18 protein-coding genes are annotated in these 19,020 nt (G+C 69.7%); 15 read left to right on the forward strand and 3 right to left on the reverse strand.

Features of this window, described 5'->3' with window-relative positions; genetic code table 11:
* The first annotated feature begins 33 nt into the window (after positions 1–33).
* The 6 genes from WCJ52_RS05060 to ggt all read left to right on the forward strand — a co-directional run bounded on the left by WCJ52_RS05060 (position 34) and on the right by ggt (position 6,962).
* Entirely contained in the window at positions 34–1,269 is a 1,236-nt protein-coding gene (locus WCJ52_RS05060; RefSeq protein WP_336902216.1) for a cytochrome P450, read from the forward strand.
* A 94-nt stretch (positions 1,270–1,363) separates the two neighbouring features.
* Entirely contained in the window at positions 1,364–2,038 is a 675-nt protein-coding gene (locus WCJ52_RS05065; protein WP_336902217.1) for an OmpA family protein, read from the forward strand.
* 16 nt (positions 2,039–2,054) lie between these two features.
* Positions 2,055–3,014, forward strand: a complete 960-nt coding sequence (locus WCJ52_RS05070; protein ID WP_336902218.1) for a fatty acid desaturase family protein — start codon at positions 2,055–2,057, stop codon at positions 3,012–3,014.
* Entirely contained in the window at positions 3,011–3,676 is a 666-nt protein-coding gene (locus WCJ52_RS05075; RefSeq protein ID WP_336902219.1) for a methyltransferase, read from the forward strand. The genes WCJ52_RS05070 and WCJ52_RS05075 overlap by 4 nt, the downstream gene beginning before the upstream one ends.
* A 43-nt stretch (positions 3,677–3,719) precedes the next feature.
* Positions 3,720–5,141 (forward strand): trypsin-like peptidase domain-containing protein, encoded by a 1,422-nt coding sequence (locus WCJ52_RS05080; RefSeq protein WP_336902220.1) that lies wholly within the window; start codon positions 3,720–3,722, stop codon positions 5,139–5,141.
* A gap of 57 nt (positions 5,142–5,198) precedes the next feature.
* Entirely contained in the window at positions 5,199–6,962 is a 1,764-nt protein-coding gene (gene ggt, locus WCJ52_RS05085; RefSeq protein WP_336902221.1) for a gamma-glutamyltransferase, read from the forward strand.
* Between the two features lie 10 nt (positions 6,963–6,972).
* Here ggt and WCJ52_RS05090 read toward each other — a convergent pair whose 3' ends face one another.
* On the reverse strand, positions 6,973–7,299 hold the full coding sequence (locus WCJ52_RS05090) for a hypothetical protein (protein ID WP_336902222.1): 327 nt from the start codon (positions 7,297–7,299) through the stop codon (positions 6,973–6,975).
* Positions 7,300–7,357: 58 nt separating this feature from the next.
* On the opposite strand from WCJ52_RS05090, the gene WCJ52_RS05095 reads away from it, so the two are divergent.
* The 3 genes from WCJ52_RS05095 to WCJ52_RS05105 all read left to right on the forward strand — a co-directional run bounded on the left by WCJ52_RS05095 (position 7,358) and on the right by WCJ52_RS05105 (position 9,534).
* Positions 7,358–7,759 carry an MAPEG family protein gene (locus WCJ52_RS05095; protein ID WP_336902223.1) on the forward strand — a complete coding sequence of 134 codons (402 nt, stop codon included), beginning with the start codon at positions 7,358–7,360 and terminating at the stop codon, positions 7,757–7,759.
* A gap of 50 nt (positions 7,760–7,809) precedes the next feature.
* The gene (locus WCJ52_RS05100; RefSeq protein ID WP_336902233.1) at positions 7,810–9,141 is read left to right on the forward strand and encodes a TldD/PmbA family protein; all 1,332 of its coding nucleotides are present in this window, start codon (positions 7,810–7,812) and stop codon (positions 9,139–9,141) included.
* Positions 9,142–9,297: 156 nt separating this feature from the next.
* Positions 9,298–9,534: a DUF4170 domain-containing protein gene (locus WCJ52_RS05105; protein WP_336902224.1), complete on the forward strand. Its 237-nt coding sequence runs from the start codon at positions 9,298–9,300 to the stop codon at positions 9,532–9,534.
* Between the two features lies 1 nt (position 9,535).
* On the opposite strand, the gene WCJ52_RS05110 is transcribed toward WCJ52_RS05105, so the two are convergent.
* Positions 9,536–10,201: a tyrosine-protein phosphatase gene (locus tag WCJ52_RS05110; protein WP_336902225.1), complete on the reverse strand. Its 666-nt coding sequence runs from the start codon at positions 10,199–10,201 to the stop codon at positions 9,536–9,538.
* A gap of 120 nt (positions 10,202–10,321) precedes the next feature.
* Between WCJ52_RS05110 and WCJ52_RS05115 the strand changes: the two genes are divergently transcribed.
* From WCJ52_RS05115 to lpxK, 5 genes are read left to right on the forward strand one after another with little or no spacing between them, the layout of a single operon-like run.
* Positions 10,322–12,091 carry an ATP-binding cassette domain-containing protein gene (locus WCJ52_RS05115; protein ID WP_336902226.1) on the forward strand — a complete coding sequence of 590 codons (1,770 nt, stop codon included), beginning with the start codon at positions 10,322–10,324 and terminating at the stop codon, positions 12,089–12,091.
* Positions 12,088–12,816 (forward strand): DUF374 domain-containing protein, encoded by a 729-nt coding sequence (locus WCJ52_RS05120; protein ID WP_336902227.1) that lies wholly within the window; start codon positions 12,088–12,090, stop codon positions 12,814–12,816. Before WCJ52_RS05115 ends, WCJ52_RS05120 begins: the two co-directional genes overlap by 4 nt.
* A 12-nt stretch (positions 12,817–12,828) precedes the next feature.
* The gene (locus WCJ52_RS05125; RefSeq protein ID WP_336902228.1) at positions 12,829–13,800 is read left to right on the forward strand and encodes a cation diffusion facilitator family transporter; all 972 of its coding nucleotides are present in this window, start codon (positions 12,829–12,831) and stop codon (positions 13,798–13,800) included.
* Complete coding sequence (locus tag WCJ52_RS05130; protein ID WP_336902229.1) at positions 13,797–15,059, forward strand: 3-deoxy-D-manno-octulosonic acid transferase; 1,263 nt, start codon at positions 13,797–13,799, stop codon at positions 15,057–15,059. The genes WCJ52_RS05125 and WCJ52_RS05130 overlap by 4 nt, the downstream gene beginning before the upstream one ends.
* The gene (gene lpxK, locus WCJ52_RS05135; RefSeq protein WP_336902230.1) at positions 15,056–16,075 is read left to right on the forward strand and encodes a tetraacyldisaccharide 4'-kinase; all 1,020 of its coding nucleotides are present in this window, start codon (positions 15,056–15,058) and stop codon (positions 16,073–16,075) included. The genes WCJ52_RS05130 and lpxK overlap by 4 nt, the downstream gene beginning before the upstream one ends.
* A 5-nt stretch (positions 16,076–16,080) precedes the next feature.
* Here lpxK and WCJ52_RS05140 read toward each other — a convergent pair whose 3' ends face one another.
* A complete protein-coding gene (locus WCJ52_RS05140; RefSeq protein WP_336902231.1) occupies positions 16,081–17,148 on the reverse strand; it encodes a phosphotransferase in 1,068 nt (355 codons plus the stop codon).
* A gap of 163 nt (positions 17,149–17,311) precedes the next feature.
* Here WCJ52_RS05140 and WCJ52_RS05145 point away from each other — a divergent pair.
* The coding region (locus tag WCJ52_RS05145; protein WP_336902232.1) for a calcium-binding protein at positions 17,312–19,020 on the forward strand (1,709 nt) is incomplete at its 3' end.

Raw genomic sequence — 19,020 nt, forward strand, 5'->3', positions numbered from 1 at the left:
CGATAGTCCCTCCCAACCCCCAAGGAGGCTGACATGGCCGATGACGCCCTTCCGACCATCCTTCAGCTGACGCCCATGGATGACGACTACCGCCGGGACCCGGCCGGCGTCCTGGCCAAGCTCCGCAGCGCCTGCCCCGTCCACCACGACGCCTTCAGCGGGGCCACCTTCGTGTCCCGCTATTCCGACGTCCGGGGCGTGGCCACGGACCTGACCCTCTGGCGCGACCCCCTGCTCGCGGATCCGGACAGCCGGCGCCTGCAGCGGTTTGCTCCGCCCGACCCAAGCCTGCCCCGTAGCGAGACCTCCAGCATCCTGACCCTGGATGATCCGGACCATGCCCGCATCCGAGGACCCCTGTCCCGGGCCCTCTACGCCCGGGTGGCCCGCTTCCGGCCTGAGGTCGAGCGCATCGTCGACGAGGCCCTCGACCGGATCGGCGACCGGGCCGAGTTCGACCTGATGGACCTGTTCTGCGTACCGATCCCGATCGACGTGATCGCCTCGATCCTGGGCGTGCCCCATGACCAACTTGAGGCCTTCCGGGACTGGTCCGAGGGCTTGATCCAGGGGCTCAACCCGTTCCGGAACCCTGACCAGACCACTCACATGGAGCGGTCCAGCCTCGCCCTCACAGCCTATTTCGCCGAAGCCATCGCCGACCGGCGCGCCCATCCCCGTGATGACCTCATCTCGGACATGGTCCGCCTGCAGGGCGAAGGCACGCCGATCAACGACACAGAGTTGCGCATCAACCTCACGGCCCTGCTGGTGGGCGGCAACCTGACCACCACAGACCTGATCGGCAATGGCGCGCGGCTTCTCATGCTGAACCCTACAGAGAAGGCCAAGCTGATGGCCGACCCGAGCCTGGCTTCCGCCCTGGTGGAGGAGGTCCTGCGCTTCGATCCTCCGGTCGACGCCACCTCGAGGATCGCCTCCCGGGACCTTGAGATCAGCGGCTGCCCGATCTCGAAGACGCGCAGCGTTAACCTGCTCCTGAGGGGGGCCAACCGGGACCCTGAGGTCTTCGAGGACCCCGACGCCTTCGACATCACCCGCAAGAAGGTCCCCCACATGTCCTTCGGCGGCGGTGCCCACATCTGCATCGGCGCGCCCCTGGCCCGGCTGGAGGCCCAGGTGGCCCTGCCGCGCCTCTTCTCCCGCTATCCCGACCTGAAGCTGGCGGATCCCGACGCCGAGCCGGCCTGGCGCAGACTGCCCTTCTTCCGGGGCCTGGAGATCCTTCCCGTGCGCACAGAGGCCTGATCCCAGCCAAAAAATCTGCTATCCGTTCCTCATCACGTTTGACCACGACCCCAGACCCACACTCAAAAGACCCACACGCAAAAGGAGAAAAACCATGCGCAAGGTTCTCGCCCTCGCGGCCTGCCTGCTCGGCGCCGCCGCCCTGACCGCCTGCACCACCGTCGACGCCACAACCGGCGAGACGGTCAAGAGCAACACCAAGACCGGCGCCCTGACCGGGGCCCTCGCCGGCGCCGCCCTCGGCTACCTGACCAACACCAACAACAGCGACCAGGGCCGCAAGAACGCCATGATCGGCGCCGGCATCGGCGCCCTCACCGGCACAGCGGTCGGCAATTACATGGACAAGCAGCAGGCCGAACTGCGCCGCGAACTGGCCGGCACCGGCGTTGCGGTCGATCGTCAGGGCGAGAACATCGTCCTCCAGATGCCCGGTGACGTGACCTTCGACACCAGCCGCGCCGAGATCAAGCCGCAGTTCTACACCGTCCTGAATGACGTGGCCGGGACCCTGAACAAGTATCCGCAGACCACAGTGGATGTGATCGGCCACGCCGACTCCACCGGTTCCGCCGATCTGAACCAGAGCCTGTCCGAGCGCCGCGCCGGTGCCGTCGCCGAATATCTGGTCACGGCCGGCGGGGTGATGCGCGAGCGGCTGGGCGTCGCCGGCAAGGGCTCGTCCGCCCCGATCGCCGACAATGCCACCCCCGATGGCCGGGCCAAGAACCGGCGCGTCGAAATCGTCCTGAAGCCGGTCACCAGCTGATCCGGACTAGCGACCCGTGCCCGCCGCTGCGCGCGTTGATCCTCGGACCTTCTTCAGCCCGTCGGAGTGGGCGCCCCTGGCGCGCCGCTCCCGCTGGAAGGGTCTGGCCCTCCTGGCTCATGCCTGGGGCGTGATCTTCGCCGCGGCGGCGATGGCCGTGGTCTGGCCCGTAACCCTGCCCCTGGCCGTCGTCCTGATCGGCGGCCGGCAACTGGGCCTCTCGATCCTGATGCACGACGCCGCCCATGGCGCCCTGCATCCGAACCCGAAGGTCAACGACCTGGCGGGCGAGTGGCTGACAGGTGGGGGGCTGGCCCGCTACCGGGCCTACCACCTCGGGCACCACAGGTTCGCCCAGCAGGACGAGGACCCCGACATCGGCCTGTCGGCGCCCTTCCCGATCACCCGCACGTCCCTTCGGCGGAAGATGATCCGGGACCTCACCGGACAGACCTTCTTCAAGCAGAGGTTCGGCGACCTCGCGCATCGGCTGAAGACGCGCTCACCTGGCCAGCCCCTACTGCCCATCCTGGCCGAGGAGGTGCGCCGCAAGCGCCGATGGCTCCTGGGCGGCCTGGTCATCACCCTGATCGGCGGGGCCTTCGGGGTCTGGTGGGCCTGGCCGGTGTTCTGGGTCCTGCCCCAGGCGACCTGGTTCCCGGTCATCACCCGCCTGCGCAACATCGCCGAACACGCCTGCATCGCGCGCGGCGAACCTGACCCCCTGCGGCAGGCGCGCACCACCCGGGCGGGATGGATCGCCCGCTCCGCGCTCGCCCCCTACTGGGTGAACTACCACTGCGAACACCACATGTTCATGCACCTGCCCTGCTACAACCTGCCCAAGGCGCACAGGCTGTTGGCCAGTAAGGGCATGCTGGACAGTATGCTCTACGAGCCCGGCGGCTACCCGGTGGTCCTGGACCGCGCCACCGGCCGCCGCCAAACCCCGGCCGCGGCTGCATCGGCAACATGATCGGACGCGATCCGGAAAGCCGGCGCGCCTTCATCCTCGAACACACCCGGCTACAGTCGCCGCCGCACACTCCCGAGCTCCGCCTCCACCTTGCCGACGAGATCACCCCGATCTGGCGCATGACCGAGGAGGCCCTGCAGGAGATCGGCCTGCCGCCGCCCTTCTGGGCCTTCGCCTGGGCCGGGGGGCAGGGCCTGGCGCGCTACATTCTGGATACGCCCGAGACCGTCGCCGGCCTTCGGGTAGTGGACTTCGCATCCGGGTCGGGGATCGTCGCCATCGCCGCTGCCCGGTCCGGCGCCCGCCAGGTGCTGGCGGCGGACATCGACGGCTTCTGCGGTGCCGCCCTGGCCCTGAACCTGGAGGCCAACGGTGTGTCCGCAGACTTCACCGACCAGGACCTGCTGGACCTGCCCCCGCCAGAGGCCGACGTCATCCTCGCGGGGGACATCTGCTACGAGAAGCCCCTCGCCGAGCGGGTCATGACCTGGCTGGAGGCGGGGGCCCGACGGGGCGCCCGGGTACTGATCGGCGATCCAGGGCGGTCCTACTTCCCGAGGGAGGGCCTGGTCAGGCTGGCGGAGTACCAGGTGCCCACCACCCGCGAGATCGAGGACATGGAGGTCAAGCGGACAGCCGTCTGGACATTCCCTTCCAGCTGATCCAGTGTGAACATAAAAGGAACAGCTCGAAAGGACCGCCCCCATGAACCTCCACATTGTGGGTCCGTTACAGCGCCGGGGGCGGCGCGCTCCAGACACCCGCACTCCGGACACCAGCACTCCGGACACCCAGCCGCAGTCGCCCCTGAGCCATCTCGTGTCCCTGGTCGCGGCCGGGCTCCTGGGCCTTGCTGGCCCCGCTGCCGCCGCGGAACCGCCCACCCTGTCGATCTACGCCGAGCCGGCGCCGCCCGCGGTCCGCGACCGCCCCCTGGAGCCCGGCCTGGCCAGCCAGACCCTGGGCCTCGCCCGGATCGCCTCGGGGCTCCGGCACGGCGCCCCCTACGCCATCAGCATGTGGGGCCGGAACTGCCCCGTCGACGGCCTTGTCGCCTGGGATGAAGCCAACAACGGCTTCGAGAAGGGCGAAGTCGACGACCGGATCTTCCATGAGACCCTCTCTGGACTGGGCTTCCGCGTCGCGGGGGACCCCACAGACCTGTTCCGCGACGCCGACGCCCCGGAGGGCGACCTGCAGGTCGGGGCCCTGATCACCGACTACACCCTGGCCGTCTGCGCAGGTTTCTTCCCGGGCGAAAAGAAGCTGGAGATCGAGAAGGCCCGGGGTGCCGGGCGGGGCCAGATGACCGTTGACTGGCAGATTCACGCCCCCGCCCTGTCCCGCACCCTCGTCCGGGTCCGCACCACCGTCCGGGTCGAGGTCAACGACCCTGTGATAAATGCCCCCGAGGCCATCTACCAGGCCCTCCTGAAAGACAGCCTGCGCGCCCTCGCCGCAGATGACGGCTTCCGCAAAGCGGTCACCACGCCCATCCGGGCCGCCTCCGGACTGGTGGAGCCCCCCGTCTCCGACCCGATCCGCCTCTCCGGCGCGCGGAACCCGGCGAAGGTGCCCGACGCCCAACGGGCCGTGGCGGCAGTGCTCACAGGCACTAGCCTCGGCAGCGCCTTCCTGGTTTCAGAGCAGGGTTACCTTCTGACCAACCGCCATGTGGTCGGCTCGACACGGATGCTCAAAATCCGGTGGTCGGACGGTACGGAAAGCGTTGGCGAGGTGATCCGGTCGGATCCCGGCCGGGATGTGGCCCTGATCCGGACCGAGCCGCGGCCCGGGCCGGTCTTCAGGCTCAGGACCGCGCCGGTCCGCCAGGGTGAGAGCGTCTATGCCATCGGCACGCCTATGGAGACCCGCCTCCAGGGGACCCTGACCCGGGGCGTCATTTCGGCCACCCGGACCCTCGAGGGCTACCGATACATCCAGAGCGATGTGTCGGTGAACCCGGGGAACAGCGGCGGCCCCTTGCTGGACGACGCCGGTCAGGTCGTCGCCATGACCGTGTCGCGCTACTCGCGCAGTCCGGCAGAGTCCGTTCAGGGGCTGAACTTCTTCATCCCCATCGACGACGCCCTACGATTTTTGGCGCTGACCCTCGAGCCTCGGTAGGGCACTGTCTCTTCGCTTTGGCCCTTTTCGGCCGGTGCAGAGCCCCGGAGCCCGTCCATGCTGCGCAGAACCTTCCTCGCGGCCCTGCCCGCCGCCGCTGCAGGGTCCGCCCTGGCGCAGAGTCGCGAGGCCAATCCGAACCGAAACCGGCCGGATGTTGGCCCCGGGGACCGCATCGATGGCGCCAGCTTCGCCAGTCGCAGCGCAGCCTGGGGCGTTCACGGCGCCGCCGCCACCGCCCATCCCCTCGCCACCCAGACGGCCATCGACATACTGAAGCGCGGGGGCTCGGCGGTTGACGCGGCCATCGCGGCCAACGCCGTCCTGGGCTTCGTCGAACCGATTTCCTGCGGGATCGGTGGCGACGCCTTCGCCATGCTCTGGGACCCCAGGACCCGGCGCGTGGAAGGGCTGAATGGTTCTGGGCGTAGCCCTGCGGGCCTCAGCCTGAAGACCGTGCGCGCCCGCGCGGTCAAGGGACTGATCCCGTCCTTCGGTGCTGTGTCCGTCAACGTCCCGGGCGCCGTGGACGCCTGGTGGACCCTCCACCAGAGATACGGGAAGCTGCCCTGGAAGGACCTTCTCGCCCCGGCCGCCACCCTGGCGCGCGAGGGTGCCCCGGTCAGCCAGAATGTCGCCTATTATCTGGCGAGGTCCCTGCGGGGCTTCACCCGTCCGGGGTCAGGGATCGAGGAGACCGATAATTTCCGGCGCGTCTGGGCCGCCGGGGGCAAGACCCCCGCCGAGGGCGAGATCTTCGCCAATCCCGACCTGGCCCGCACCTACGACCTGATCGCTGCGGGGGGCCGGGACGCCTTCTACCAGGGCGAGATCGCCGAACGCATTGAACGCTACTTCCGCAGGATCGGTGGCTGGATGACCCGCGCTGACCTGGCCGCCCACCACGCCCGCTGGGATCCGCCCCGGACAGCGCGCTACCGGGATGTCGACGTCTACGGCCTGTCGCCGAACAGCCAGGGCCTGGCCACCCTGCAAATGCTCAACATCCTCGATACCTTCGACATCTCTGGAATGGGCTTCCAGTCGGCCCAGGCCATCCATTACGCCGTCGAGGCCAAGCGGCTCGCCTACGAGGATCGGGCCCGCTATTACGCGGATCCCGACTTCGCCCGCATCCCGACCGACTGGCTCCTGTCCCGGGAGTACGCCGCCGAGCGCGCCCGCAAGATCCGGCCGGACTCCATCCTTACGGACCTTCGTCCCGGTCAGGCACCGTCCCGGGGCGACACCACCTACTTCTGCACGGCGGACGCCGACGGCATGATGGTCTCCTTCATCCAGTCCAACTATCGCGGCATGGGATCGGGCCTGTCGCCGGATGGCCTCGGCTTCATGTTCCAGAACCGGGGCGAGCTCTTCGCCCTCCAGGACGGGCATCCCAACCTCTATGCCCCCGGCAAGCGCCCCTTCCAGACCATCATTCCCGGGTTCGCAGTCCGGGACGGTGAGCCGTGGCTGGCCTTCGGCGTCATGGGCGGCGACATGCAGCCCCAGGGTCAGGTCCAGGTCCTGTCGAACATGGTCGACTTCGGACTGGGGGTGCAGGAGGCCGGGGATTCCCCCCGCTGGCACCATGAAGGCTCTCCAGAGCCTACCGGCGAGGCGGCCAAGCCCGGCGCGGGCCTCCTGCGGCTCGAGTCCGGGGTCCCCAAGGCCACCCGCGCAGCCCTGGCGGCCCTCGGCTGGCCGATCGGGGAGAGTGATGGCGGGTTTGGAGGCTACCAGGCCATCCAGCGTTTTCCGGGGCGCTATGCGGCCGCGACGGAGATGCGCAAGGACGGCGTCGCCCTGGGGTGGTGACGTCCGGGCCCTAGTACTCGTCTTCCATCAGCGAACGGAACTGCTCGAAGATCTCGGCGGCACGGGCTTCCCCTGCCAGGGTCGAAGGTCCCTCGGCGGCCGCTTCGGCCCCGGGCGCGGGTGGCGGCGAGGGCACCAGGCCCAGCCGTCCGACGGCCAGTCCATTCTGGACGAGGACAAGCACCTCACCCGCCTCCAGTCCCGCCAGGAGCTGGGCCACCCGGGGCGGAAGATCGTCAAGGTCGAGTTGCTTCATGGAAATGTACTTTAGAGCGCCGGCGGCGGCGGGCAAGCCGCCTGGATCGCCTGCCCCGGGCCGCAGATCGAAGCCGCCCATGGACGGCGGGGCCCCGACAGGCGACAAGTACGGCTAGGCAACCCCGGAGACCCCGCCCATGGACCTGATCCCGGCTGGCCACGCCCTGGCGCTGTGGAGCGCCCTTCACCTCCTTCTGCTCCTCGGACTGTCCCTGCTGGTGGTTCGCCAGAGGCGTCGCCACGGGGTTGCCCTGGGGGATGGGGGCGTCGCCGAGCTGGCCTGCGCCATCCGCGCGTTTGGAAATGCCTCGGAATACATTCCCATGGGCCTTGTGGGCCTGACCGCCCTGACCCTCGCCGGCGCGCCTGACCTGGCCGTGCACATCGGCGGGCTCGTCCTGTTTACTGGACGCGTGGCCCACGCCATCGGCCTATCCCGCTCGGGCGAGGCCTCGCCCCTGAGGGCTGCGGGTGTCGCGGCCACCTGGGCGGCCTATATCTTCCTCGCCGTGGCCCTGCTGTTCTACGCCCTGCCGTGAAGTCGCGCTCCCGGCTTGCCCCGGGGACGATGGACGGCCATATCCGGGTGATGATGTCCCACCTCTCCGCTGATCTTGTCTCCGCCGCCTTAAAGGCGGGCGCCGACGCCGCCGAAGCCATTGACGCCGAACACCAGGCCCTTTCGGTCAACGTCCGGAACGGGGCCCTGGAGGAAGTCGAGCGCGAAGAGGCCCGGGACCTGAGCCTCAGGGTCTTCGTTGGCCGCCGCCAGGCCACGGTGTCGGGATCGGACATCTCCCCCGAGGGCCGCACCCGCCTTGTTGAGCGGGCCGTGGCCATGGCGCGCATGGCGCCGGAAGATCCCTGGGCGGGCCTGGTCGATCCTGCCGAGCAGGCCCGGGACCCACATCCGGCCCTTGACCTCTTCGATCCGGCCGAGCCGGATCCAGAGACCCTCGAAGGGCTGGCCCGCGAAGCCGAGGCCGCCGCCCTGGACATGCCGCGCATCGCCAACACCGAAGGCGGGTCGGCGTCGTCCTCCCGGTCGGTCTGGCGCCTCGCCACCTCGAGCGGCTTCTTCGGCGAGCATAGGGCCACCGGCTTCCACGTCGGCGCCTCGGTGATCGCCGGCGATGGCGAGGGCATGGAGGGCGGATACGACGGCCTGTCCCGTCGGTGGTTTTCCGACCTGCCCGCGCCGCAGGCGGTCGGCCGCGAGGCAGCACGGCGGGCGGCCGCACGACTTGGCGCGCGCAAGATCGCCTCGACGACAGCGCCGGTGATCTTCGAGAACCGGATCGCCATGGCCCTGATCGGGCCCCTGCTCGGCGCGATAAGCGGTCCCTCCGTGGCGCGGGGAGTCTCCTTCCTCAAGGACAGGCTGGGCCAGTCGGTCTTCTCCGCCGATGTCACCCTGGTGGATGACCCCCACCTTGCCAGGGGCCTGGGCTCTGCGCCCTTCGATGACGAAGGCGCCGTGAACCGGCGCATGGCCCTGATCGAGGCCGGGGTCCTCACCACCTGGCTGCACAATGTCGCCTCGGCGCGCCAGATGGGCATGGCCCTGACCGGCCATGCTTCCCGGGGCTCCGCCGGACCCTCGGGCGTCGGCACCAGTAACCTGACCCTGCAAGCAGGAACCCAGGACCTGGCGGGCCTGATGTCCGACGCTGGCGCTGGCCTGCTGGTGACCTCGATGTTTGGCCCCTCGCTCAACGCCAACACCGGCGACTGGTCTGTGGGGTGCTCAGGCCTGTGGTTCGAGGGCGGCGAGATCGCCTACCCGGTCTCCGAGATCACCGTCGCCGGGAGCCTGCCCGATATCTACGCCCGACTGGTACCAGGCGCGGACCTCGAGAACCGGGGCTCGGCGAATTCGCCCTCCCTGCTGGTCGACGGCCTGGCCATCGCCGGCAAGTAGATCCGGCCCCCGTCCGTCCGGGGACGCGACGGCCACCACAGGCCCGGTTTGGGGTTGCCAGGCGCCTGCACGCCTCGAAAACAGGCAAAATCCATTGATCCTTAACCTCGGCTAGCCTATCGCGCCCGAGAAGAACGGGAACCAGGAGCTACTGAATTGTCCCAGCACCAGCTGCTTCACCTCGTCATCGGCGGGGAACTCATCGACGTGGACACGGTCGAGTTCCGCGACCTGAGCAAGATCGACCTAGTCGGCGCCTATGCCAGCTACCAGGAGGCGGTCGACGCCTGGCGGGCCAAGGCGCAGTCGACGGTGGACAACGCCCACATGCGCTACTTCGTCATCCACGCCCACAAGCTGCTGGACCCCGACGAAGACGACCACGCGCACTGAGCTATTCGCGGCGCAGCAGGCCCTCGGTCAGAAGTCGGCCCCACATGTTGGAGCGGAAGTCGGCCTTGATGGCGGCGGGGTCGTAGGCGGCGCTGTCGACCCATTCCAGGAAGGTCTGGCCAGCCGGTTCGCCCTCGGCAAGGTAGCGCTCGAAGGTGTAGTCCAGCACCCCGGTCTTTCCTGCCTTTACGTGCAGGTACTTTAGGCTCAGCTGGGCCAGGGCCTCGCGGATCGGCACACCCTTGCGGAAGTGCAGGTAGAGCACGCTCATAATGCCCGCCCGGTCCGCGCCCGACTTGCAGTGCATCAGGGCGGGATACTCGAGGGTCTCGAACAGGTCCTTGGCACCTTGCACCCTTGCCCGGCTGGGGACTTCCCGGGAGGTGATGGTAAAATTCACAAGGTTGAGGCCCAGTCGGGCGCAGGCTTCGGTCTCCAGGGCGTAGAAGCTGGCGTCAAAGCCGCCGCGAAGGTTCACCACCGTGCGGATTCCCCGGGCCTTCCAGTCTTCGAGCTGGAAGGGCCAGGGCTGGTTGGTGCGGTACAGCTCCTCGGAGACAGCATGGGCGTTGGAGAACCTCAGCCTCAGGAAGGCATGGTCCTTGAGCAGGTAGTCGATATAAGTCCTGCGCCGCCCCTCCGGCGTCGTGAGGTCGAAATCCGCCAAGTCGGGGCTCCTGATGACTGTATCCCTGTCTAGGGCGCCGACGCCGCACAGCAAAGCCCGCGACCGCCCGGCCCCGGCCGGCATCTTGACTTCCCCGGCCTGAGGGCCGACGCCAGCGGAATGAGCGCCCCGGCGGAACCGAAGACTCTCTCCAGCCGCGACATCCTTGCGCGGACCTGGCGCGTCTACCTGGCGCCCCGTTGGCCGGGTCTCCTGCTTGCAGCCCTTGCAGCCGTGGCGGTGGCCGCATTCAGCGCCCAGCTTGTCCAGATCCTCGAGCCCGCCATCAACGATCTCCTGGGCAAGCCCAAGCCCGGCGCCCTGCTGGTCATTCCCCTGACCATCGCCGGCCTCGCCATCGGCCGAGGCTTGGCCCAGGTGCTCCAGGCCACCCTGGTGAACCGGATCGGAAACGCTGTGGTGGGCGATGTCCAGGTCCAGCTCTTCGGGCGCCTGGTGCGGGCCGACCTGGCCCGGCTCCGGTCGCAGCACTCGGGCACCTTTGTCTCGTCCGTTTTGTATGACGCGGGCCTGATCCGGGAGGCCGCCACCGCCGGCCTGATCAACTACACCCAGCACGCCCTGACCGTGGTGGGAGCGATCAGCGTAATGGTCTCCAACGACCTCGTCCTGTCCCTGGCCCTGATCCTGGCGGTGCCCGTCGCCAGCCTGATCATGCGGCGCTACGCCAAGCGGTCGTCCCGGGCCGCCCAGGGCGCCATGGCCGAGACCTCAGCCCTGTCCACGGCGGTGATGGAGAGCCTCGATGGTGTCCGGGTGGTCAAGATCGAGAACCGGGAAGCCTTCGAGGAGGCCCGGGTCGCAGACGTGGTGCACCGCCGCCAGGCCTTCCTGATGCGGGGCGCCAACGCCAGGGCGCGCGCCGCGCCGGCCACCGAGACCCTGATGACCCTGATCACCGCTGCGGTGATCGCCTGGGCCGGCCTGCGGTCCCAGGGAGGCGGAATGAACCCCGGCGCCTTCGTCGCCTTCATCGGCGCCCTTGCCCTGGCGTCGCAGTCCCTGCGCCAGCTGGCCAACCTGCAGACAGTCTTCGCCGAGGGCCTATCTGCCGCAAGGCGGCTCTACGCCGCCCTGGACGTGGAGCCCGAGGTTGGCGACCGGCCGGGCGCCCTCGAAACCCCCCGGGGCGACGGCCGCGTGGCCTTCGAGGACGTCCGCTTCGCCTATGGCGAGGGCCCCGAGGTCCTGTCGGGCGTCAGCCTGGCCGTGAAGCGCGGGGAGATCGTGGCCCTGGTTGGCCCGTCCGGCGGGGGAAAGTCGACCCTCCTGAACCTGATCCCGCGCTTCTACGACGTGACCCGGGGACGGGTGACCCTGGATGGCCGGGACGTCCGCGACCTGACCCTCGCCTCCCTGCGCCAGCGTATCGCCTTCGTCACCCAGGAGCCCTTCCTCTTCGACGATACCCTGAGGGCGAACATCGCCTATGCCCGGCCCGAAGCCTCCCAGGAAGAGATCGAGGCCGCCGCCCGGGCCGCTGCCGCACACGACTTCATCCTGGCCCTGCCCGAGGGCTACGACACCCAGGCCGGGGAAGCGGGACTGAGGCTCTCCGGCGGGCAAAGGCAGCGCATCGCCATCGCCCGGGCCTTCCTCAAGGATGCGCCCATCCTCCTCCTCGACGAGGCCACCAGCGCCCTCGACGCCGAGAGCGAGGCCCAGGTCCAGGCCGCCCTGTCCCGGCTGATGGAGGGCCGAACCACCCTGCTCATCGCCCATAGGCTGTCGACGGTCCGCAACGCGGATCGAATCTATGTCCTCGACCAGGGGCGGATCGTCGAGGCCGGTACGCACGACGACCTCGTCGCCGCCGGCGGCCTCTATGCCCGCCTCGCCGGCGCCCCCGACCTGGAGACGGCGACGTGAAGGGTTTTCTTCGGCGAACCTGGGTACAGGCCGCGCTCGGCCGGGTCCTCGCGGGCTATCTTATCCTCATCCGCCGCACGACCCGCTGGCGACATGAGGGCCTTGAAGTCCTCGAGCCCATGTTCGCCTCCGGCCAGGGCGCCATTGGCCTGTTCTGGCATGGCCGGATTCCTATCTGCCTGGGCATGGCCGAGACCTGGTGGCGCAAGTCGAGCCGACGCTGCCTGGTCTCGCCCTCCTCGGATGGCGAGTTCGTGGCCCTGGCCTTGGACCATTCAGGGTTTCCAGCCATCCGGATGTCGACCGCCAAGAAGGGCGACTCGGCCAAGGCCCGGGCGGCCGTCGCCGCCTTCCGGGAGGCCGTGCAGCATGTCGCGGCAGGTGGGGTCCTGATCATCACGCCGGACGGGCCGAGGGGTCCGAACGAGGAGATCGCGCCAGGCGCCCTGCAGATCGCACGCCGGACTGGCGCTCCAGTCTTTCTAACAGGCCTGGCCGTCACCCCCTCCCGACGCCTGGCCTCCCTCTGGGACCGGGTCATGGTTGCTGCGCCCTTTGGCCGGGGCGTCTGCATCTGGGAGGGGCCCTTCCACGTCCCGCCAGACGCAGATGAGGCCCTCATCGACAGCCTGCGCCTGGACTGGTCCGCCCGCATGGCGGCCTCGAGCCGCCGCGCCGAGGCGGAACTGGGCCTGCGACCGGTTGATCCGCCGCCGGGCGGGTGAGAGACAGGGACCATGTCCGCTTCCAACGCTCGCCAGACAACCCCCGGGGACCCTGCTCACGACGATGGGCATGGGCATGGGGGTCATGGAGGGCATGGGCATCACCACGCCCCCGCCGACTTCGGGCGCGCCTTCGCCATCGGGATCGTCCTCAACGCCGGCTTTGTCGCGGTGGAGGCGGGGGTCGGCCTTGCCACGGGCTCCCTCGCCCTCCTGGCGGACGCCGGGCACAATGCAGCCGATGTCCTCTCGCTGATCCTCGCCTGGGCGGCGACCGTCCTGGCCCGCCGCGGCCCAAAGGGTCGGCATACCTACGGCATGGGCAAGGCCACGATCATGGCTTCGGTGACGAATGGCGTCCTGCTGGTCGCCGCAGTCGGCGCCATCGGCTGGGAGGCCGTGCAGAGGCTCCTGTCCCCCGGCGCGGTAGCGGCCGGACCGGTCATGATCACGGCGGCTATCGGCGTGGTCATCAATACCGCCACGGCCCTCCTCTTCATGCGCGGCCAGCATGACCTGAACGTGAGGGGCGCCTTTCTCCACATGATGGCCGACGCCGGGGTCTCGGCTGCCGTCGTGATCGCCGCCGGCCTGATGCTGCTCACCGGGGGCCTGCAGTGGCTCGACCCGGTCCTCAGCCTGGGAATCGTCGCTGTCATCCTCATCGGGGCCTGGGGCCTGCTGAAGGAGTCCGCGGCCATGGCCATGGATGCCGCCCCACCGGGCATAGATCCAGCCGAGGTCCGGGCCTTCCTGGCTTCACGGCAGGGGGTCGCGGAAGTCCATGACCTCCACATCTGGTCCCTTTCGACGACCCGGGTCGCCCTCACCGCCCATCTGGTCCGTCCCGCGGGCGGCGATCCGGACGCCTTCCTATCCGAGACCGGCCAAGCCCTCGCCGGGACCTTCGGGATCCATCACGCCACCCTGCAGGTCGAGACCGGCACCCTGGACTGCCACCTGGCGCCGGACGAGGTCGTGTGACCCTTCCCCTCACCCTCTATGGCCTCGCCACCGGGCTGGCCTCCCCTCTGGTCCCGGCCCTCCTGGCGCGGCGGGCGAGGGCCGGACGGGAGGACCCCGAGCGGATCGGAGAGCGGCTCGGGCGGACGTCCTGGCCAAGGCCCAAAGGCCCCCTCGTCTGGCTGCACGGGGTCAGCGTCGGCGAGACCCTGTCCCTGCTGGCCCTTGTGGAGGCCCTGGTGGACCTTCGACCCGATCTCACCCTCCTGGTGACTTCGGGAACGCGGACTTCCGCCGACCTGTTGGCGCGGCGACTGCCAGCCAGCGTCCTGCACCAGTACGCGCCGGTGGACACGCCCGGCGCGACACGGCGCTTCCTCGACCACTGGCGGCCGGACGCCGGGATTTTCGCCGAGAGTGAGCTCTGGCCCAACCTCATCGAGGGCGCCCGGAGGCGGGGCGTCCGCCTCGCCCTGGTCTCCGCCCGGATCACCGAGGCTACGGCCCGGTCCTGGTCCCGGGTGCCCCGCACCGCGCAGCGGCTCCTGTCCGCCTTCAAGATCCTCCTGCCCCAGGACCCGGCTTCGGCGGACCGCCTGTCGGCCCTTGGCGGGACCTGCGGCGAAATCCTCAACCTGAAGCGGGCAGGATCGCCCCTGCCCTTCGACCCTCAGGCCCTCGAGGCGCTGAGGGGGGCCGCGGCGGGCCGGCCCGTCATCCTGGCCGCCAGCACGCATCCCGGCGAGGAGGACCTCATCGCCCAGGCCGCCGAAGGCCTGGGTGCCCTCCTGGTCATCGCGCCCCGCCACCCGGAGCGCGGCGCGGCCATTGCGCAGGATCTCGGCGCCCCTCGCCGGGCCCTTGGGCAGATCCCCGGCCCGGGAGACGCCATCTGGATCGCTGACACCCTGGGCGAGATGGGCCTGCTTTACCGCCTCGCTGACGTCGCCGTCATGGGCGGCAGCTTCCCTGGGGAGATCGGCGGTCACAACCCGCTGGAGCCAGCCCGGCTGGGCATACCGGTGATCACGGGGCCGGACATCGCCAACTCCGCGGACGTCTACGCCGAGATGTTCGACGAGGTCTGCGCCCTCCTGGCCCGGGACGGCGCCGACCTGCGCCGCAAGCTCGCCGGTCTGGTCGCCGACCCGGTCCTGCGCCGGCGGATGCGCGAGGCCGCCCTGGCCTACGCCGGTCGACAGGGTCAGGCCCTCGAGACGGCCCTGGAGGCGATCGCCGTCCTGCTCCCACCGCCCGAAGGCAAGGCAGGGGAGGCATGAAGCTCCCGACGCCGCGCTGGTGGTATCTGCGGGAGGGTGGCCCCGGCCCCCTGCTTCACCTCCTCCTGAAGCCCCTGTCCTGGATCTGGACGGCTGCAGGTGCCCGCAGGCTCGCCCGTGGGCGGCCCGTCGACCCCGGCGTCCCCGTGATCTGCGTCGGCAACCTTACCCTCGGCGGAGTCGGCAAGACCCCCGTGGTCGCAGCCCTGGCGAGGCGGCTGGCGCAGTCGGGACGTCGGCCCGCCATCCTGTCCCGGGGCTATGGCGGGTCACTGACAGGTCCGGTGCAGGTCGACCCCACCCACCACGCAGCCGGTGACGTGGGTGACGAGCCCCTGATGCTGGCGTCCGCCCTGCCCGGCGTTGCTGTCTGGGTGTCCCGGGACCGGGCGGCGGGCGCCCTGGCGGCGGCCCGGGGTGGCGCCGACGTGATCCTGATGGACGATGGCCACCAGAACCCCTCCGTCCGCAAGACCCTCTCCCTGGTGGTCTGCGACGGCGAGACGCGGGACGGGGAATGGCCCCTCGGGGACGGCAGCGTCTTCCCCTCTGGCCCACTCCGCGAGCCCCTGGCGGCGGGTCTTGCGAGGGCCGACGCCGTGATCCTCCTGATGCCAACAGACCTGGCGGCACCCAATCCTGAACTGTTGGCGGCCCTGTCGGGTCCCCCCCTCCTCACGGCGCGCCTGGCGCCCGAAGGCCCACCCCCCCCTGGCCGGCAGGTCGGCTTTGCCGGGATCGGCAAGCCCTGGAAGGTGGAAAGGGCCCTGCGGGCGGCCGGATGCGACCTGGCCGATTTCGCCGCCTTCCCGGACCACGCGCCCTGGACGCCTGCGCGCCTGCGGGCCCTGGAGTCCCTTGCCGCCGCCCATGGGGCCGGCCTGGTGACCACGTCGAAGGACTGGGTCCGCCTGCCGCCAGACTGGCGGGACCGGGTTACGCCCTGGCCAGTCGAGGTGGGCTTTGAGTCTCCCGCCGACCTCGACGCCCTCCTGGCCCGGCTACCGCCGGGCTGAACGGTTCAGGCGCCCGCGCGCTGGGCGAAGTGCCAGGCCGCAGTGGCCAACTGCGGCACGCGCTCTTCCATGGCAGCGGCCTGGGGGCTGTTGGCGGTGCCGTCCCGGGCGCGACCGACAATGCCCTGGCAGATGCCCGCCAGTCGGAAAAGGTTGTAGGCGAAGAACCAGTCCACCTTCGGGACCTCGGACCGCCCGGTGAGCCGGCAGTACTCGGCCACAGTTTCCTCGACGGTGGGAATGCCGTGCGCCGTCAGGTCCGGGATGCCGGCAATGGTCCCGTTCACCCAGTGCATCAGGAAGTAGGTGAAGTCCGCCATGGGATCACCCAGGGTCGACAGCTCCCAGTCCAGGACGGCGATGACCCGGGGCTCGGTGGGGTGCAGGACCATGTTGTCCAGCCGATAGTCGCCGTGGACCACGGTGCTGCGATCCTGGTGCGGGAGGGTTCGGGGCAGCCAGTCCATCAGGCTCTCCATGGTGTCGAGCTTGACCGTCTCGGAGGCGCGATACTGCTTGGTCCAGCGGTCGACCTGCCGGCCCATGTAGTTGCCGGGCTTGCCGAAGTCCGACAGACCCACGGCCTCGACATCGGTGTTGTGCAGGTCGGCCAGGGTCTTGATCTTGGCCATGTAGATGGCCCGGCGCTCGGCGGGCTCGCACTGGGGCAGGGTCTGGTCCCAGAGGATCCGGCCCTCGACCATGTCCATGACGTAGAACCAGGTGCCGATCACCGACTCGTCGGTGCAGAGGCCATAGGTACGAGCCACCGGGAAGCCGGTGGGGTAAAGGGCGGTGATGACCTTGTACTCGCGGTCCACCGCATGGGCCGACGGCAGGAGCTTGCCCGGCGGCTTGCGGCGTAGGACGTACTTCTTGTGCGGGGTGACCAGCTGGTAGGTCGGGTTGGACTGGCCGCCCTTGAACTGGCGAACCTCCAGGGGCCCCGTATAGCCCTCGACATTGGCCTGCATCCAGGCGGCCAGGGAGGCCTCGTCGAAGCGGTGCGAGTCGATCACCGGCTTGGTTCCGGTGTTAGCGGTCTCACGTTCCTGTTCCGGCGTCATGGCCATGGCCTTCGCTCCCCCTGATTTCCTTGGTCTTGAGGCAAAGTCTTAGCGAACGGCGGGGGGCTGCGGCAAGCATGGTGACACCGGGGCGGCAGGCTGGAATTCATTAACCTTGGGCAGTTTATGAGGAAGACAGGTTCAGCCCCAGATTTCCAAGAGATCCCGCATGGCCAACTATGTCTTCGAGACCCTGACGCCAGAGCAGGCCGCCGGCTTCAATTCGACGGACACCCTGACCTTCTCGACGCCCGGCGCCACCGCCCGGGCCGTGGCGGTGACCCTGGTGCCCTATGTGGCCCCCAACTTCTTCCTGGGCCTCGTGGGATCCACGCCCTCAGTCACCCTCAGCTTCGCCGGCAAGACCCTGGTCTTCGATGGCGCGGGGTCTACGCCGCCCGGGATCGCTGGGCGCGGTGCCCTCGCCGGGCAGATCGTCTTTCCGGATGGCTCGCGGCTGTTCATCGGCAGCCTCGGCGCGGATTCCGTATCCGGCGGTGCGACGGCCGACGCCCTCTACGGCGGCGACGGTGCCGACACCCTGGTGGGGCTCGACGGCGACGATGTCCTGCAGGGTAACCAGGGCAATGACAGCCTGGCCGGTGGTAGCGGTGCCGACACTCTCCTGGGCGGTCAGGGCGACGATACCCTGGCCCTGGGCGATGGCCTCAACTACGGCCAGGGCAATCTCGGGCAGGACACAGTGATCGGCGGCACGGGCGCAGACACCCTCCTGGGCGGCCAGGGCAATGACAGCCTCACAGGTGGCGGCGGCGGCGACTACCTCTCCGGCGACCTGGGCGACGACACCCTGTCGGGGACCACCGCCGCAGACCAGCTGTTCGGCGGCGACGGCAATGACCTAATCCTCGGGGCCGGCGGCGCTGACATCGCCAACGGCAACCAGGGCGCGGACACCCTGGTCGGCGGGACCGCCGGCGACACCCTGCTCGGCGGGCAGGGTGACGACAGCATCGTCGCCGACGCGGGCGTCAACTTCGCCCATGGCAATCTGGGCAATGACATCATCACTGCACTGGGCGGGGCCGATACCCTTCTCGGCGGTCAGGGCAATGACACCCTCTCCGGCGGCGACGGTGCCAACTACCTGTCCGGAGACCTCGGCGACGATTCCGTCACTGCGGGGACCGGAGCCGACTCCCTGGTGGGGGCCGACGGCGCGGACACGCTCCTGGGCGGGGGCGGCGCGGACACCCTCGACGGCGGTACCGGCAATGACCGGATTGTCGCGGGATCGGCGGCGGATCGCATCTTCGCGGGCACCGGAGACGACAGCGTGACCGACGCGGGCGGTGCCAACCTCATCAGCCTGGGCGACGGCGCTGACACCCTTTCTACGGGGACTGGCGGGGACACGGTCTCGGGGGACACCGGAGCGGACAGCATACTGGCCGGGGCTGGGGACAACAGCGTCCTGGGCGGCGAGGGGTCGGACACCGTGGTCGCAGGCGGCGGCGGCGACAGCCTGCTCGGCGGCGATGGGGACGACAGCCTGATGGCCGGCGGCGGCGCGGATTCCGTGGATGGCGGCGCAGGGAATGACACCCTGACCCAGTCCATGATCTCCGCGGGAGTTGCGACCCTGATTGGCGGCCTGGGCGACGACGCCTTTGACCTGACCGGCTCCGTCGGCGGCTCTTCCGTCCTGTCCGACGGCGGGGCGGGGGCCGACAGCCTCCTGGGCGCCGGCGGCATCGACTACTTCATCGGCGCGGCGGGCGCGGATACGGCGGTCTCCGGCGGCGGCGCCGACACCCTGGCGGGCGGCGATGATGGCGACAGCCTGATGGGCGGGGCCGGGGCCGCCAGCCTGACCGGCGACGCTGACGAGGGCGTCAACCTTGAGCTGCTGCTGAC

The sequence above is a fragment of the Phenylobacterium sp. genome (genome assembly GCF_037138395.1).
GTDB lineage: Bacteria > Pseudomonadota > Alphaproteobacteria > Caulobacterales > Caulobacteraceae > Phenylobacterium.

What these genes read in the sequence shown, in the direction of transcription:
- WCJ52_RS05065 (WP_336902217.1), top strand. Translation starts at nt 1,364, where the DNA reads ATGCGCAAGGTTCTCGCCCTCGCGGCCTGCCTGCTCGGCGCCGCCGCC.
- lpxK (WP_336902230.1), top strand. Translation starts at nt 15,056, where the DNA reads ATGAAGCTCCCGACGCCGCGCTGGTGGTATCTGCGGGAGGGTGGCCCC.
- WCJ52_RS05060 (WP_336902216.1), top strand. Translation starts at nt 34, where the DNA reads ATGGCCGATGACGCCCTTCCGACCATCCTTCAGCTGACGCCCATGGAT.
- WCJ52_RS05075 (WP_336902219.1), top strand. Translation starts at nt 3,011, where the DNA reads ATGATCGGACGCGATCCGGAAAGCCGGCGCGCCTTCATCCTCGAACAC.
- ggt (WP_336902221.1), top strand. Translation starts at nt 5,199, where the DNA reads ATGCTGCGCAGAACCTTCCTCGCGGCCCTGCCCGCCGCCGCTGCAGGG.
- WCJ52_RS05115 (WP_336902226.1), top strand. Translation starts at nt 10,322, where the DNA reads ATGAGCGCCCCGGCGGAACCGAAGACTCTCTCCAGCCGCGACATCCTT.
- WCJ52_RS05095 (WP_336902223.1), top strand. Translation starts at nt 7,358, where the DNA reads ATGGACCTGATCCCGGCTGGCCACGCCCTGGCGCTGTGGAGCGCCCTT.
- WCJ52_RS05125 (WP_336902228.1), top strand. Translation starts at nt 12,829, where the DNA reads ATGTCCGCTTCCAACGCTCGCCAGACAACCCCCGGGGACCCTGCTCAC.
- WCJ52_RS05140 (WP_336902231.1), bottom strand. Translation starts at nt 17,148, where the DNA reads ATGGCCATGACGCCGGAACAGGAACGTGAGACCGCTAACACCGGAACC.
- WCJ52_RS05080 (WP_336902220.1), top strand. Translation starts at nt 3,720, where the DNA reads ATGAACCTCCACATTGTGGGTCCGTTACAGCGCCGGGGGCGGCGCGCT.
- WCJ52_RS05100 (WP_336902233.1), top strand. Translation starts at nt 7,810, where the DNA reads ATGATGTCCCACCTCTCCGCTGATCTTGTCTCCGCCGCCTTAAAGGCG.
- WCJ52_RS05090 (WP_336902222.1), bottom strand. Translation starts at nt 7,299, where the DNA reads ATGGGCGGCTTCGATCTGCGGCCCGGGGCAGGCGATCCAGGCGGCTTG.